The sequence below is a fragment of the Leifsonia aquatica genome, from assembly GCF_014190775.1.
GTDB classification, from domain to species: Bacteria; Actinomycetota; Actinomycetes; order Actinomycetales; family Microbacteriaceae; genus Leifsonia; species Leifsonia aquatica.
The window spans coordinates 925,642-940,028 of record NZ_JACHVP010000001.1 but is presented as its reverse complement, the minus strand read 5'-3'; the positions used below and the strand labels follow the sequence as shown (position 1 = coordinate 940,028).

13 protein-coding genes are annotated in these 14,387 nt (G+C 69.8%); 2 read left to right on the top strand and 11 right to left on the bottom strand.

Annotated features, from left to right (window positions below; translation table 11 throughout):
- Nucleotides 1–38: 38 nt before the first annotated feature.
- Complete coding sequence (locus FHX33_RS04490) at nucleotides 39–1,898, bottom strand: DUF8094 domain-containing protein (protein ID WP_039924423.1); 1,860 nt, start codon at nucleotides 1,896–1,898, stop codon at nucleotides 39–41.
- Between the two features lie 184 nt (nucleotides 1,899–2,082).
- Between FHX33_RS04490 and FHX33_RS04485 the strand changes: the two genes are divergently transcribed.
- Both FHX33_RS04485 and FHX33_RS04480 read left to right on the top strand, forming a co-directional pair.
- Complete coding sequence (locus FHX33_RS04485) at nucleotides 2,083–4,851, top strand: DivIVA domain-containing protein (RefSeq protein ID WP_183428206.1); 2,769 nt, start codon at nucleotides 2,083–2,085, stop codon at nucleotides 4,849–4,851.
- A gap of 20 nt (nucleotides 4,852–4,871) precedes the next feature.
- Nucleotides 4,872–5,909: an AI-2E family transporter gene (locus FHX33_RS04480; protein ID WP_021763583.1), complete on the top strand. Its 1,038-nt coding sequence runs from the start codon at nucleotides 4,872–4,874 to the stop codon at nucleotides 5,907–5,909.
- Here the strand turns inward: FHX33_RS04480 and FHX33_RS04475 are convergent.
- The 10 genes from FHX33_RS04475 to FHX33_RS04430 form a co-directional block, all read right to left on the bottom strand.
- Entirely contained in the window at nucleotides 5,906–6,631 is a 726-nt protein-coding gene (locus FHX33_RS04475) for an alpha/beta hydrolase (RefSeq protein WP_021763582.1), read from the bottom strand. The two genes, FHX33_RS04480 and FHX33_RS04475, sit on opposite strands and share 4 nt — an antisense overlap.
- 35 nt (nucleotides 6,632–6,666) lie before the next feature.
- Entirely contained in the window at nucleotides 6,667–6,978 is a 312-nt protein-coding gene (locus FHX33_RS04470) for a hypothetical protein (RefSeq protein WP_039922639.1), read from the bottom strand.
- A 35-nt stretch (nucleotides 6,979–7,013) separates the two neighbouring features.
- On the bottom strand, nucleotides 7,014–7,718 hold the full coding sequence (locus tag FHX33_RS04465) for an aggregation-promoting factor C-terminal-like domain-containing protein (RefSeq protein ID WP_039922643.1): 705 nt from the start codon (nucleotides 7,716–7,718) through the stop codon (nucleotides 7,014–7,016).
- 71 nt (nucleotides 7,719–7,789) lie between these two features.
- Nucleotides 7,790–8,332, bottom strand: coding sequence for a DivIVA domain-containing protein (locus FHX33_RS04460; RefSeq protein WP_021763579.1), 543 nt, complete (start codon nucleotides 8,330–8,332; stop codon nucleotides 7,790–7,792).
- Between the two features lie 12 nt (nucleotides 8,333–8,344).
- Nucleotides 8,345–9,343, bottom strand: coding sequence for a phosphatidate cytidylyltransferase (locus FHX33_RS04455; RefSeq protein ID WP_021763578.1), 999 nt, complete (start codon nucleotides 9,341–9,343; stop codon nucleotides 8,345–8,347).
- Nucleotides 9,344–9,345: 2 nt separating this feature from the next.
- Nucleotides 9,346–9,900, bottom strand: coding sequence for a ribosome recycling factor (frr, locus tag FHX33_RS04450; RefSeq protein ID WP_021763577.1), 555 nt, complete (start codon nucleotides 9,898–9,900; stop codon nucleotides 9,346–9,348).
- 86 nt (nucleotides 9,901–9,986) lie between these two features.
- Complete coding sequence (gene pyrH, locus FHX33_RS04445) at nucleotides 9,987–10,700, bottom strand: UMP kinase (protein WP_021763576.1); 714 nt, start codon at nucleotides 10,698–10,700, stop codon at nucleotides 9,987–9,989.
- Nucleotides 10,701–10,828: 128 nt separating this feature from the next.
- The gene (gene tsf, locus FHX33_RS04440) at nucleotides 10,829–11,659 is read right to left on the bottom strand and encodes a translation elongation factor Ts (protein WP_021763575.1); all 831 of its coding nucleotides are present in this window, start codon (nucleotides 11,657–11,659) and stop codon (nucleotides 10,829–10,831) included.
- 45 nt (nucleotides 11,660–11,704) lie between these two features.
- Nucleotides 11,705–12,622, bottom strand: coding sequence for a 30S ribosomal protein S2 (gene rpsB, locus FHX33_RS04435; RefSeq protein WP_021763574.1), 918 nt, complete (start codon nucleotides 12,620–12,622; stop codon nucleotides 11,705–11,707).
- 254 nt (nucleotides 12,623–12,876) lie between these two features.
- Nucleotides 12,877–14,376, bottom strand: coding sequence for a sugar porter family MFS transporter (locus tag FHX33_RS04430; protein ID WP_021763573.1), 1,500 nt, complete (start codon nucleotides 14,374–14,376; stop codon nucleotides 12,877–12,879).
- Nucleotides 14,377–14,387: the final 11 nt, after the last annotated feature.

Below are 14,387 nucleotides of genomic sequence, written 5' to 3'. Positions count from 1 at the left end.
AGCACAACTCTCAACGATACGCGGCGCGAGCCGCCGGATCACTGGATCTCTTTGGCCGCGACCATGCCCTGAGCGAAACCGAGCAGGGTGATCTTGGCGTCCGATCCTGCCGGCGGCACGTAGAAGGCCAGCTGGTAGCCGTACGTCGTCTCGATGCCCGTCTTCGAGCTCGCGACGCCGAGAGCGGCGGCGGTCGGCCCGGCGTTCACCTCGGCGCCCGCCTCGACGACCTTCAGCTGCTGAGCCTCCTGGAGGTCGACCCAGACGATCGCGCCGGAGTCGTTCGTCGCCAGGGCCACGTCGGGGTTCGGGCCGACGGCGGTGGTGAAGGTCAGCGATGCCGTCGCCGGGACGGCCGCCTTCTGCTTGGCCTTCCATTCGGCACCGACCGCCGTGCGCAGCGTGTCGCCGTCCGCGCTGAAGAGGCTGGCGTACTTGCTCTGGTCGCCGTTCATGAGCACGTCGCCGTACGCCGCCGCCACCTGGTTCGGCGGAAGGGCGAGGAGCTTCGAGTCGGGCCGGACGGCGGCTGCGCCGATGCTGGCCGGCGCGAGGTTCGGGACCTTGGCCTTGGGCTCGAGGGAGACCGCGTACTCGATCATGTAGTTGTCGCGCGGCGTGTCCTGGACGAGGGTGAGCGCCTGCGGCGCCTGGTCCTTGCCCGCGGCGTCCTTCGGCATCTCGATCACGGCGACGACGGTGCGCGGCCAGGAGTCGGTCGACTGCGGCAGGGAGAGCACGATCGGATCGGCGGGGATCGCGGGCAGCGCGGGCTCGTCGGCCTTCTTCGCCCGGATCGCGTAGTTGGCCTCGCGCAGCTGGAGCGCCGGTCCGGTGAAGCGCTGCTTGGCGAGGGCCGGGTCGGCCTTCGCGTCGGCATCGCCCGCGGAGACCGAGATGCGCTTGATGATCCGCTCGAGCTGCGGGACGGTCACGGCCGGCGGGAGCTGGTTCACCGGCTTCGGAACCGACGTGGAGGTGGACGTCGACGTCGGCGTCGGCGTCGGGGTCGGCGTCTCGTCGGCGAAAGCGGCGCCCGCCCCGATGCCGGAGAGCGTCAGCGCTCCGACGAGGACGGCGGGGGCGATCACGCGGGAGCGGCGCGTCGAGCGGCGTCCGCGCGACGTGACCTCCACATCGGCGCTCGGCTTGTATTTGGGTGCTTTGGGGAGTTTGGGCATTTTAGGTCCGCTCTTCCGGCGCGGTCCGCGCGATTTGCGGTGGGTGTAGAGCCCCCAGAGGTAGAGGGCGATTCCGATGACGAGCAGGACGAGGCCGCCGATGATCAGCGGGAACGCCCACGGGGTGCTGGAGTCGACGGGCCAGGTGAGGAGGATCTTCGACGGAGCCGGCTTCGTGCCGTCGGAGGCCACGAGCACGCTCACCCCGTCGGGGATGCTCATGCGGGTGACCTGCGCGTCCGCGCCGTCGTACTCCTCCAGCCACAGATCGGAACCCGTGGGGTTGGGGCCCGCCGCCTTGTCGCCGGCGCCGCCCGCCGGGGCGGACGCTGTCGGCGCGGGGGTCGGGGTGTCGGTCGAATCCGTCGAATCCGTCGACGCCTTCGGCGTGACCGTGCGGGTCGTCAGCTTGTCGGCGGTCGAGTCGTACCCGACCGCCACGTACTTCTCCGTGCCGAGCCACGCCGTCACATCCTCCGTGCGCCCGATCGCGACGACCTGCGACTTCACGTCGGGGGCACCGCTGACCGAGAGCGTCTGCTGGCCGCTGTGAGCGTTCAGCGCCGACCCGGCGATGACCACGTAGCGGGCGTCGTCGGGCACCGTGGCGCTCGCGGTCAACTGCGAGGGAGGTGCGAAAACCGTCCGCTGGGCGATGCCGGCGACGATCATGACGGCGGCCACCACGAACGCGACGATGGCGAGTACGAAACGCAAACAGATCTCCTCGTGTGCCGGGAGGGGGGCGGGCACAGACACTCCACGATAGTCGAGCACCCTGAAAGGCATCTAACCGTTCCCTGCACGGGAGTGCAGTCCCCCATGCGGGTACCCGGCGCCAAATGTAAGATCGATGCGGCGTGCGAGCAGCTCGCGTCCGGACATTTCAGGAGTAACACACGTGGCCATCGATGAATCGAACTTCACGCAGGTCTTCCGCGGGTACGACAAAGACGAAGTCGACAAGGCGGTTCAGGAGCTGCGGCGCGAGCTGATCAAGTCGAACACGCAGGCTTCGGACTCGACCAAGGAGATCAAGCGCCTCCAGCTCCGCATCGACGAGCTGAGTGCGGAGATCGAAGAGGTCGGCAGCCCCACCTACTCGGGGCTCGGCACCAAGCTCGAGAACACCCTCCGGGTCGCCGAGGAGCAGTCCACCCGCCTGATCGCCCAGGCCGACATCGACGCCGAGAAGCTGCGCGCCGGCGTCGCCGATGAGATCGAGAAGGTCAAGAAGGCCGCCGCCCAGCAGGCGGAGCGCCTGATCGCCGATGCCACCGCGCGCGCCACCACCGCCCTCGAGGACGCCCAGATCGAGGCGACCGAGCTCCAGGCGAAGACGCGCGCCGACAAGGAGACCCTCCTCAACGACGCGATGCGCGAGGCGGCGGGGATTCGCGGCGCCGTCGCCACGGAGGCCGCGGAATTGCGCGCCACGAGCAAGCGCGAGGCGGCCGCCCTGCGCGCCGAAGCCGACCGCGAAGCCGCCGAGCTGAAGGCCGTCGCGTCCCGCGAGGCCGAGGCCGCGCGCGCAGAGGCCGCCGAGCTGGAGCGCACCATCGAAGCCCGGCGCGGTGAGCTCGAGGGCGCGTTCGCCCAGGATCGCGCCGCATTCGAGCGAGAGGCGGCGCAGATCCGCCTGGACCTGGACCGTCGCGTGGCCGAGACCGCCGACCGGCTGGCGGCCGACGAGGCCCGGCTGCGCGCCGAGCTCGCCGCCGAAGCGGCGCAGACCCGCGCCGACCTCGCTGCCGAGGTCGAGCAGCAGCGCGCGACGCTGGCGGCAGAGTCCGCTCAGACGCGCGCCGACCTCGCCGACGAGGACGCCACCACGCGGCTCTCCCTGAAGACCGAGGTGGAGCAGACCACGAAGGCGCTCGCCCTCGAGGTCGAGCAGACGAAGGCCGCCCTGGCCGCCGAGGTGGAGCAGACCCGCTCGGCGCTCGCCGACGAGGTCACCACCACGCGTTCGGCCCTGACCGACGAGGTCGATCGCGCGCGCACCGAGCTCGCGGACAAGGTCACCCGGACGCAGTCCGCCCTCGCGGAGGAGGTCACCCGCACCAAGTCCGAACTCGCGGACGAGGTCACCCGGACGCAGTCCGCCCTCGCGGAGGAGGTCACCCGCACCAAGTCCGAGCTCGCGGACGAGGTCGAGCGCACGACCACGCAGCTCGCCGACGACACCCTGCAGACGCGCACGGCCCTCGAGAAGGAGTCCACGGAGACCCGCGCTGCGTTGGAGGCCGAGCGCACCGCGACCGCCGCCGAGCTCGCCGCGGACCGGGAGCGGAGCGCCAGCGAGCTCGCCGCCGCCGCGGAGACGTCCCGTGCCGAGCTGGAAGCCGAGACCGAGCGCCGGCGCCGCGAGCTGGACGCCGAGGCGACCCAGCTCCGCGCCGATCTCGCCGCCGAGGTGGATGCCGCGCGCACCGCCCTCGCCGACGAGCTCTCGCAGGGACGCAGCGCCCTCCAGGCCGAGGTCACGTCGACGCAGGCCCGGCTCGCGGCCGAGGTGGAGTCGACACGGGCCGCGCTGGCCGCCGAGGTGGAGCAGACGACGTCCACCCTCGCGACCGAGGTCGCGTCCACGAAGTCCGCCCTCGCCACGGAGGTGGAGCAGACGAAGTCCGCCCTCGCGGCAGAGGTTGAGCAGACGAAGTCCGCCCTCGCCGCCGAGGTCGAGCAGACGACGACGAAGCTGGCCGCCGACACGGAGCAGGCCCGTTCCGCTCTCGAGACGGAGATCAGCACCACGAAGTCGGCCCTGGCCGCCGAGGTCGAGCAGACGAAATCCGCGCTGGCCGCCGAGGTCGAGCAGACGTCGTCGCGGCTCGCGGAGGAGACCGAGCGCAGCCGCACCACGCTGGCGGAGGACGCCCGGCGCACGGCCGTCGAGCTCGCCGACCAGCGCGAGTCCACGGCGAACGAGCTCGCCAACGAGCGCGAGCAGCAGAGGATCGCTCTGGAGGCGGAAGCGGAGCAGACGCGTCTGACCCTCGCCGACGAGACGCAGCAGGCCCGCGTCGCCCTCGAGAAGGAGACCGGAGAGGCCCGCACGGCCCTGGAGGCCGAGGTGGCGGAGGCGCGCACCGCCCTCGCCGCCGAGATCGCCGAGCGCACCGCCGAGTTCGAGCAAGAGGCAGCGGACGCGCGGGCCGCGCTCGAGACCGAGCTGACGACGCTGCGCACGAGCACGCTCGCCGAGCTCGACGCCCGCACGCACGAGGTCCAGCAGGCCCGCATCGACCTCGACGTCGAACTGCGGGCCCGCCGTGACGAGGCCGAGAAGGAGTACCTGACTCGTCACCAGGAGGCCGTCGCCCAGACGCAGAAGTACCTCGACGACGCGAACGCGCAGCTCCAGGAGGCCACGAAGCGCACGGCGCAGGCGCGCTCGGAGAGCGAGTCCCTCGAGGCCGAGGCGCGCGAGACCATGAAGAAGGCGCGCAAGGAGGCCGAGCAGACCGCTGCGGCGATCGTGCGCGACGCCGAGGAGCGCGCGGCCGCCCAGCTCGACGAGGCGGAGGAGCGCAGCAAGCGGCTCGTGGCCGACGCCGAGGAGAGCCTCGCCAAGATCAAGATCGAGCGCGAAGCCGTCGCCGGCTACTTCGAGAACCTCCGCGGCATGCTCCAGCAGGCCGAGAGCGTCACCACCGAGCGCGACTGACCGACCGGACCGGGGGAACCATGAAGATTCAGAACGCTTTCCGCGTCGGACTGATCGGGACGCTCGGCGTCGGGCTGGGCATCCTCATCCTGACGTCGATCGTCAGCCTCGCGACGATCATCACCTACATCGGCGCCGCGCTGTTCCTCGCGCTGGGGATCGAGCCGCTCATCTCCTTCCTGGAGCGGCGGCGCTTCCCACGCTGGCTGGCGCTGACCATCACGCTCGTCGTGATCATCGGCGCCTTCGTCGGAGTGATCTGGGCGATCGTGCCGGTCGCGATCTCCCAGGCCACCCAGCTCGTGAACAACACGATCAGCTGGGTGAACAGCGGCGGCGCGGAGGACTGGTTCCAGAGCCTCCAGCACCAGTTCCCGTCGGTCATCAACGATCAGAACATCAACGCCGTCACGCAGTGGCTGCAGCAGAACCTCCCCGACATCACCTCGAAGGTGCTGCAGACGGCCTCGGGCATCGTCCAGGGTGCCTTCGGGGTCATCATCGTGATCATCCTCACGATCTACTTCACGGCGTCGCTGCCGAGCATCAAGCGCGCGGCCTACCAGCTGGTGCCGGCCTCCCGTCGCTCCCGCTTCGCCGATCTGGGCGACCAGATCACCGACTCGGTCGGCAAGTACGTCATGGGCCAAGTGTCGCTCGCCCTGGTGAACGGCGTGCTGAGCGCCATCTTCCTGACGATCATCGGTGCCAAGTTCCCGGTGCTGCTGGCGACGATCGCGTTCTTCTTCTCGTTGATCCCGCTGGTCGGCACGATCACCGGCTCCGTCATCATCGTCGCGGTGTGCATCCTGTCCGGCCCGCCGACGGCGATCGCCGCCGCCATCTACTACCTGGTCTACATGCAGGTCGAGGCATACGTGCTGAGCCCGCGCATCATGAACCGCGCCGTCTCCGTGCCCGGCGCTCTGGTGGTGGTCGCCGCCCTCGCCGGCGGCACGCTCCTCGGCATCCTGGGCGCGCTCGTCGCCATCCCGTTCGCGGCGGCCCTCCTGCTGATCATCAAGCAGGTCGTCATCCCGCGGCAGAACGAGCTCTAGGCTCCGGCCCACTCGGTCGGGAGCGGGAGCGCGGCCGGGTTCAGGCGCGCGACGATCTCGTCGAGCACGCGCCGGGTCTGGTTCTCCCCCACCCACAAGTGCTTGCCGCCGGCCACGTCGACGAGCTCGATCTGCGGCAGCGGGGCGAACCGCTGGGCGGCCTCCGCGGGCTGCAGGTAGTCGTCGTGCTCCGGGATGAGCGCCACGATCGGCCGGGTGTCCCCCGCCCACGCGGCCAGGTGCTCGGGCTTCGCGCGGTGCAGCGGCGGCGAGAGCAGGATCACGCCGTCGACCGGGCACTCGCGTCCGTACATGAGGGCGAGCTCCGTGCCGAACGACCAGCCGAGCAGCCACGGGTGTGGGAGGCCACGCTCGGTGACGAACGCCATGGCCGCCTCGACGTCGTAGCGCTCCTCGACGCCGTGCCCGAACTCGCCCTCACTGCGACCGCGCGGGGATGCCGTGCCGCGCGTGTTGAAGCGCAGGACGGCGATGTCGGCCAGTTCGGGAAGCCTCCCGGCCGCCTTGCGCAGGATGTGGGAGTCCATGAACCCGCCGGCCGTGGGGAGTGGGTGCAGGGTGACGAGCGTCGCGACGGGCGGCCGGTCGAGCGGGGTCGCGAGCTCCCCGACGAGCGTGAGACCGTCACGGGTGTGCAGCTCGATGTCCTCGCGGTGCGCGGGCAGCTCGATGCCGCCACGGATCTCGGTGGTCGTCGTCACGTGATCGTTCTCGTCTCTCTCGGCGGCGCGAGCCGTCAGGCGATCTTCCAGCAGGCCTCGTGCCAGTGCCGGCGCGCGGCCAGGTCGGCGGAGTCCCCCAGCACGCCGTCGGCGCGCCACGCCACCAGGTGGGCGACGCCCGGAACGATGTCACGGCCGCAGCCCGGGCACACGTAGCTCTTCTGCGCCTGAGCGGCCGAGACGGGCTGGACGTTCCATTCGGTGCCGCGACGGGTCTCGGTGCGACGCCAGCCGGCCATCAGCCGGTCGAGACCGTCGTTCTGATGGTCGTCGACATGGCCGCGCCCCTGGCCATGACGACCTCGGGGACGGTTGCTGCGCGGCATCCGACCAGTCTAAACCGACCGCGCCCGGGTTCCGGTCAGTACCAGCCGGAGGACTCCGAGTGATCCCAGGCGCCGCACGGGGTGCCGTAGCGACCGGTGATGTAGCCCAGGCCCCAGGTGATCTGCGTGGCGGGGTTGGACTCCCAGTCGGCGCCGGCGGAGGCCATCTTGCTGCCGGGAAGGGCCTGCGGGATGCCGTAGGCGCCGCTGCCGCCGTTGTGGGCGTACACGTTCCAGCCCGACTCACGGTTCCAGAGCGAGACGAGGCAGCTGTACTGGTCGTCGCCCATCCCGCGTGCCTGGAGCATCTCGTAAGCGATCGCCTTGGCCGTGCCCGGGTCGGGCTTGCCCGCGGCCGGAGCGGCCGACGAGGACGACTTGCTGGTCGACGGAGTCGGCGTGGGGGTCGGAGTCGGCGTCGGCTTGGCCTTCACGCTCACGGCGTCGCGCTGGACCGCCGTCGTGTACGAACCCGGCGCGGTGAGCGACTGCGTCGGAGCGCCTCCGAAACGGGAGGTCGTCTGCGGGCTGGGCAGCGTGTCGGCGTAAGCCGGGGCGGCCGTCGAACCCGAATACGGGTCCACGACGTTCACCAGGGCGAAGCCCACGGCGGCGCTGAACGCGAAGCCCCAGAGCAGGGCTCGCGACCGGATGTGCGGTCGTCGGGATCGCTTGAATGCGACTCCGACCGGGTTGGCCGGTGTCAGCGGAACGATCTCTGCTGTTTCTCGTCTACCCACGATCACAAGACCATAACGGACTTCGGCGGACAATCCAAGAAACCGCGCCCTCCCTCAGGCAACAGCCAGCCTCACCGGACGGCGAGCATCACGTCCGTGACGCTGTCGAGGAGCAGGTCGACCTGCACCTCCCGGTACCCTCCGCGCTGCTCGCGGAACGTGGCCGTGCGCACCTCTTCGACGCTCATCGGACGCCCGTCCTGGAAGTACTTCACGAGCCGATTCGCGAACCGGTCGACGTCCTGACGGTTGTAGCCGAGGGTCAGGATGCTCACGCGGTCGAACCGGTGCCCCACGGGCCGGTCGAGACGGTTGAGCACCACCTGCGCCGTCGTGCGGGCATCCGCGAACCAGGCCTCGTCGCCGGCGGCCTGACGCGACTGGTCGCGCTCGCGCTGGGCGAAGGCGTCCTCGAGGCGCTCGAGGGCCGCGTCGACGTGCGTCGTCGAGTAGCCGCCCTTCTGCATCGAGAAGGCCGTGCGGCGGATGTCGGCCGACGTCATCGGCGCGGAGGCCTCGTCAGCGTCGTAGGCGCGCCGGGCGGTCTGCAGGAACGCGTCGACCTGCTCGACGTCGTATCCCTGCTTCTTCGGGGTGCGGGGGAAGGTGCTCACGCCCCCATTCTGTCATCGGAAGATGAGGAACAGCACGTACGTCGCCGCGGCCGACGGCAGGATCGAGTCGAGCCGGTCGAGGAACCCGCCGTGACCGGGCAGCCACGAGCTCATGTCCTTGATGCCGAGGTCGCGCTTGATCAGCGACTCGGCGAGATCTCCCGCCGTCGCCGTGAGGAGCAGGACGACGCCGAACACGACACCGAACCACCAGGGCTGGTCGATCATGAACAGGGACAGCAGCACGCCCGCGACAACGGCGGTCGTCGCGGCGCCCGCGAAGCCCTCCCAGGTCTTCTTGGGGCTGATCGTCGGCGCCATCGGGTGCTTGCCCCAGGACAGGCCGGCCGCGTAGGCGCCCGTGTCGACCGCCACCACGATGATGACGAACGCCAGGACCCACCACTCGCCCCCCGGCTCCGCGAGGAGCAGCAGGACGAAGCTCGCGAGCAGACTGACGTACAGCTGGACGAGGATGCTCCAGGTCAGGTCTCGACCCAGCGCGGCACCCCCGGCACGCCGGGCGGGGACCGCGAGCTCCTCCACGAGGCGCCACACCACGACCAGCGCGATGCCCGCGGACAGCGCGACGAGCTGACCTCCCGCGTGGAACCAGAACGAGGCCGGGATGATCGCCACCGCGGCCAGGACCGTCGGGATGCGCGGGATGCGGCGGCCGGCGCTGCGGAACGCCTGTGTCAGCTCGAATGCCGCGAACCCCGCCATCGCCATCCCGAACGGGATGAAGAGCTCCTTGATGAAGACCAGGCTCCCGACGACGATCACGCCCGCCACGAGCCCGATCAGGATCGCCAGGATGAGATTGCGCCCGGTCCGCTGCTCGATGAGCTCGTTCGTGGCGTCCAGCTGCGCCTTGCGCGCCTGCACCTGCCGTTCGAAGTCGGCGCGGGTGGCCTGGACCTGGGCGCGCAGCTCTTCACGCGAACGCGGCTTCCCCCGCCTGCCCGTCTCCGGCGTGCGGGGCGCGCCGGTGCCGCTCCCCTCGCTCATGGTTAGACCTCGAGGAGCTCGGCTTCCTTGCGCTTCAACGCCTCGTCGACGGCCTCGACGTGCGTGCGCGTGATGGTCTCCAGCTCCTTCTCGCCACGCGCCACCTCGTCGTCGCCGACCTCGCCCTTGAGGGCGTCCAGGTCGTCCTTGGCCTTGCGGCGGATGTTGCGGAGCGCCACCTTGGCGTCCTCGCCCTTGCCGCGGACGATCTTGACGAACTCCTTGCGGCGGTCCTCCGTCAGCTCGGGGAGCGTGACGCGGACGATCTCGCCGTCGTTGCCGACGTTCGCGGAGAGGCTCGGCATCGCGACGATGGCCTTCTCGATCTCCTTCAGCGCCGACTTGTCGTAGGGCGTGACGAGCAGGACGCGGGCCTCCGGGTTCTGCAGACCGGCCAGCTGGGCCAGCGGGGTCGGCGAGCCGTAGTAGTCCACGAGGACCTTCTGGAAGAGCGCCGGGTTGGCACGGCCCGCGCTCACGGTGCCGAAGTCCTCCTTCGCCGCGTCCACGGTCTTGCTCATACGCTGGCGGACGTCGGAAATCACATCGGCGATCACGGTTTCTCCTTCAGATCGGTCAATCGGGTTCTAGTCTAGAGCCCCGGCACCGCGCCAGGCGGCGGGGCGGGCCCGGCGAGGGCCGGTCAGCCGAGCAGGGTGCCGATCTCGGCGCCCAGCAGCGCGGCCGTGACATTGCCGGCCGGCTCGATGCCGAAGATGCGCATGGGCATCCCGTTGTCCATGCAGAGGCTGAGCGCGGTCGAGTCGACGGCCTTCAGGTTCTGCTGCAGAGCCTCCTGGTGGCTGATGTGGTCGATCTTGCGCGCGTCGGGGTTGGTGCGCGGGTCGTCGTCGTACATCCCGTCGACACCGTTCTTGGCGACGAGGACGACGTCGGCGCTGATCTCCAGCGCGCGCTGGGCGGCGACCGTGTCGGTCGAGAAGTACGGAAGACCGGCGCCGGCGCCGAAGATCACGACGCGGCCCTTCTCGAGGTGGCGCTCGGCACGGCGCGGGATGTAGGGCTCGGCGACCTGGGTCATCGAGATCGCCGACTGCACGCGGGTCTCGGCACCCGCCTGCTCGAGGAAGTCCTGCAGCGCCAGCGAGTTCATCACGGTGCCGAGCATGCCCATGTAGTCGGCACGCCCGCGGTCCATGCCGCGCTGGGAGAGCTCGGCCCCGCGGAAGAAGTTGCCCCCGCCGACGACGATCGCGATCTCGACGTCCTCGGCGGCCTGGGCGATCTCGCGGGCGATGCCGCTGACGATGTCGGGGTTGACGCCGAGCTGCCCGGCGCCGAACGCCTCGCCGGAGAGCTTGAGAAGGACCCTGCGCCTCTTGGTTGCTGCCGACATGCGTGATTGGTCCTTCCGTGACTGATTCGTTCTTACGCTAGTGCGTGGTGTGTCGTGCGCCTATGGGTGGGCGCACAGAAAAGGAGTCCGGATCGCTGGTGAGCGATCCGGACTCCTTCATCGGTGCTTTAGGCGCCGACCTTGAACCGGGCGAAGCCGGACACGGTGAGACCCGAGTCCTTCAGCACCTGGGCGATGGTCAGCTTGTTGTCGCGGGCGTACTCCTGCTCGAGCAGGGCGACCTGCTTGAAGAACGCACCGAGGCGACCCTCGATGATCTTCGGGAGCGCGGCCTCCGGCTTGCCCTCGTTGCGCGAGATCTCCTCGACGATGCGACGCTCGTTCTCGACCTCGGCGGCCGGGACGTCCTCGCGGGTGAGGTAGGTCGGGTTGGCGAACGAGATGTGCTGCGCGATGCTGCGGGCGGTCTCCGCGTCGTCGCCGGCGTAGCCGACCACGACACCGACCTGCGGCGGCAGGTCCTTGGAGGTCTTGTGCAGGTAGATCGCGAAGTGCTCGCCCGAGACCGAGGCGACGCGGCGGAGCTCCACCTTCTCGCCCAGGATGGCGGCCTCGTCACCGATGAGCTCGGCGACGGTCTGGCTGCCGGCGGGGGCGGCCAGGGCCTCCTCGACGGTGGTCGCGCCCGCGGCGGCCGCCGCGTCCAGGACCTTGTCGGCCAGGGCGATGAACTTCTCGCCCTTCGCCACGAAGTCGGTCTCGCACGCGAGCTCGATCATGGTGGCGGAGCCGTTGCCGTTCTCCTTGGCCGCGACGAGGCCCTCGCTGGTGGAGCGGTCGGCACGCTTCGCGTTGCCCTTCGCACCCTTCAGGCGCAGGATCTCGGTCGCCTTCTCGATGTCGCCGCCGGCCTCTTCGAGCGCCTTCTTGGTGTCGACCATGCCCGTGCCGAGCTGCTCGCGCAGGGCCTTGATGTCAGCGATGCTGATGTTTGCCATGTTCTGACTGGAACCTTCTTGTCGAAAGCGGGTGTGGGGTGGGGACTACTTGGTCTCGGCCTCGGCGTCGGCAACGGCCTCCGCCTCGGCTGCGACCTCAGCGTCCGCCTCGCCCTCGGCGATGACCTCGGCGGAGTCCGCCTCGGCCTCGGCGAGGTCGGCGTCGGCCGCCTTCTCGGTCTCGGCGCTCGACTGCACCTCGGCCTGGCCCTGGAGCAGCTCCTGCTCCCACTCGGCGAGCGGCTCGGCCGGCTCGGTGCCCTCTTCGGGCTTCTGGTGACGCTGGATGAGGCCCTCGGCCGCGGCGTCGGCGACGATGCGGGTCAGGAGGCCGACCGAGCGGATGGCGTCGTCGTTACCCGGGATCGGGTACTGGACCTCGTCCGGGTCGCAGTTCGTGTCGAGGATGGCGATGACCGGGATGCCCAGCTTCTTCGCCTCGTCGATCGCGAGGTGCTCCTTCTTGGTGTCGACGACCCAGAGCGCGCTCGGGGTCTTCGTCAGGTTGCGGATACCGCCGAGCGACTTGTGCAGCTTGTCCAGCTCGCGCTTCTTGATCAGCAGTTCCTTCTTGGTGAAGCCGCTGGTGGTGCCCTCGAAGTCGAGCTCCTCGAGCTCCTTCATGCGGGCGAGGCGCTTGGACACGGTCTGGAAGTTGGTCAGCAGACCACCCAGCCAGCGCTGGTTGACGTAGGGCTGGCCCACGCGGGTCGCCTGCTCGGCGATCGCCTGCTGCGCCTGCTTCTTCGTGCCGACGAAGAGGATGGTGCCGCCGTGGGCGACCGTCTCGCGGACGAAGTCGTAGGTCTTGTCGATGTAGGTGAGCGACTGCTGCAGGTCGATGATGTAGCTGCCCGAGCGCTCCGTGAGGATGAATCGCTTCATCTTCGGGTTCCAGCGGCGGGTCTGGTGTCCGAAGTGGACGCCGCTGTCGAGCAGCTGGCGCATGGTGACGACGGCCATTGCCGTTTCTCCTTGTGTTTGACGCGCCCGGCGTGATCTTCGACGCGCGGGTGCGGTGTGCGGTTGTCCACGGCGGCCGGCGGCCACCGCTCCTGGTGCCCCGCGCACCTCCGCTCCCCGTTCGTCCCGCGCGGAAGAACCGCGAGGAATTGGGAGGGAGACCGGTGGAAGTGCGCCCCACCCTGCGGGTGTCCGGGCACGCGTAGTCACTCCGACGAGCGGAGTGCTTCGCACATCCTATCAGGAACGGTGGGTCACGCGGAGTCGCCGCTGGAGCGCACCTGCGGCCCGCGACCGCGGCCCTTCGCGTTGGTGAAGAGCGTCTCCGCCTGCTCGAGCGCCATGCCGTTCGTCTCGGGGATCTTGAAGAACACGAAGAAGAACGACAGGGCGGCGAAGAACGCGTACATCCCGTACGTGAACACCAGGGAGAAGTCGGCCATCGGCGGGAAGGACACGGTGATCAGGAAGTTGGCGATCCACTGGGCCGCCGCCGCGAGTCCGAGCGCCTTGCCGCGGATCTTCGTGGGGAAGATCTCCCCCAGCAGCACCCAGACCAGCGGGCCCCACGAGGCGCCGAAGCAGATCACGAAGATGTTGGCCGCGACGAGGGCGATGGGCCCCCACGCGCCCGGCAGGCTGACGGCGCCGTCCGCTCCCTTGTCCGCGAAGGCGAACGCGAGCGCCATCGTGCCGAGCGAGACCGCCATGCCGACCGAGCCGGTGAGGAGGATGGGGCGGCGACCGATGCGGTCGACGAGCAGGATCGCGACCACGGTGACCACGACGTTCGTGATCGACGTGATCACACTGATCGTCAGCGAGTCCGCCTTCGTGAAGCCCACCGCGCTCCACAGGGTGGTCGAATAGTAGAAGATCACGTTGATGCCCACGAACTGCTGGAACACCGACAGGATGATGCCGATCCAGACGATGCCCTTCAGTCCCAGCACATTGCCGCGCAGGGTCGCCTTGAGGCCCTCCTTGTCCGTCTTGATCGAGTCCTCGATGTCCTTGATCGAGCGGTCGAGGTCCTCCGCGGGCACGAGCGTCTGGAACACCTTGCGCGCTTCGTCACGACGGCCGGTCGCGAGCAGGAAGCGCGGCGACTCCGGGACGGTCAGCGCGATGATGCCGTACACGGCCGACGGGATGACGCCGACGAGGAACATCCACCGCCACGCCTCCAGCCCGAACCAGATCTCGCGCGACGGGTTGCCGTTGGCGAGCAGCGCGTCGGAGAGGAGCGCGGCGAAGATACCGATGGTGATCGCCAACTGCTGCAGGGAGGCCAGCCCGCCTCGACGCTGCCGCGGTGCGATCTCCGCGATGTACGCCGGCGCCACGACGGACGCGATGCCGATGCCCAGGCCGCCCACCACGCGCCACAGCCCGAGGTCCCAGACCGAGAACGCCAGACCGGCACCGATGGAGCTGACGAGGAACAGCCCGGCGCCGAGGAGCATGACCTTGAGCCGGCCCCAGCGGTCGGCGAGTCGACCGGCGACGTAGGCGCCCAGCGCGCAGCCCAGGAGGGCGACGGCCACGACGAAGCCCTTGACGAACGCGTTCAGCTCGAAGTGCGTGCCGATCGAGTCGACCGCTCCGTTGATGACAGACGAGTCGAAACCGAAGAGGAAGCCGCCGACGGCCGCCGCGATGGCCAGTCCCGTCGCCTTGCGCCGCATCGCGCCACTGGGCTGGTGGGTGACCTCGTTCCCGGCCTCGTCGGTGCCGCTGCGTTGTCCTGACATGTCTTCCCCTT

Coding starts and splice junctions, on each gene's coding strand:
- tsf (WP_021763575.1), bottom strand. CDS start 11,659: ATGGCAAACATCAGCATCGCTGACATCAAGGCCCTGCGCGAGCAGCTC.
- pyrH (WP_021763576.1), bottom strand. CDS start 10,700: ATGTCGGCAGCAACCAAGAGGCGCAGGGTCCTTCTCAAGCTCTCCGGC.
- rpsB (WP_021763574.1), bottom strand. CDS start 12,622: ATGGCCGTCGTCACCATGCGCCAGCTGCTCGACAGCGGCGTCCACTTC.
- FHX33_RS04480 (WP_021763583.1), top strand. CDS start 4,872: ATGAAGATTCAGAACGCTTTCCGCGTCGGACTGATCGGGACGCTCGGC.
- FHX33_RS04455 (WP_021763578.1), bottom strand. CDS start 9,343: ATGAGCGAGGGGAGCGGCACCGGCGCGCCCCGCACGCCGGAGACGGGC.
- FHX33_RS04470 (WP_039922639.1), bottom strand. CDS start 6,978: ATGCCGCGCAGCAACCGTCCCCGAGGTCGTCATGGCCAGGGGCGCGGC.
- FHX33_RS04430 (WP_021763573.1), bottom strand. CDS start 14,376: ATGTCAGGACAACGCAGCGGCACCGACGAGGCCGGGAACGAGGTCACC.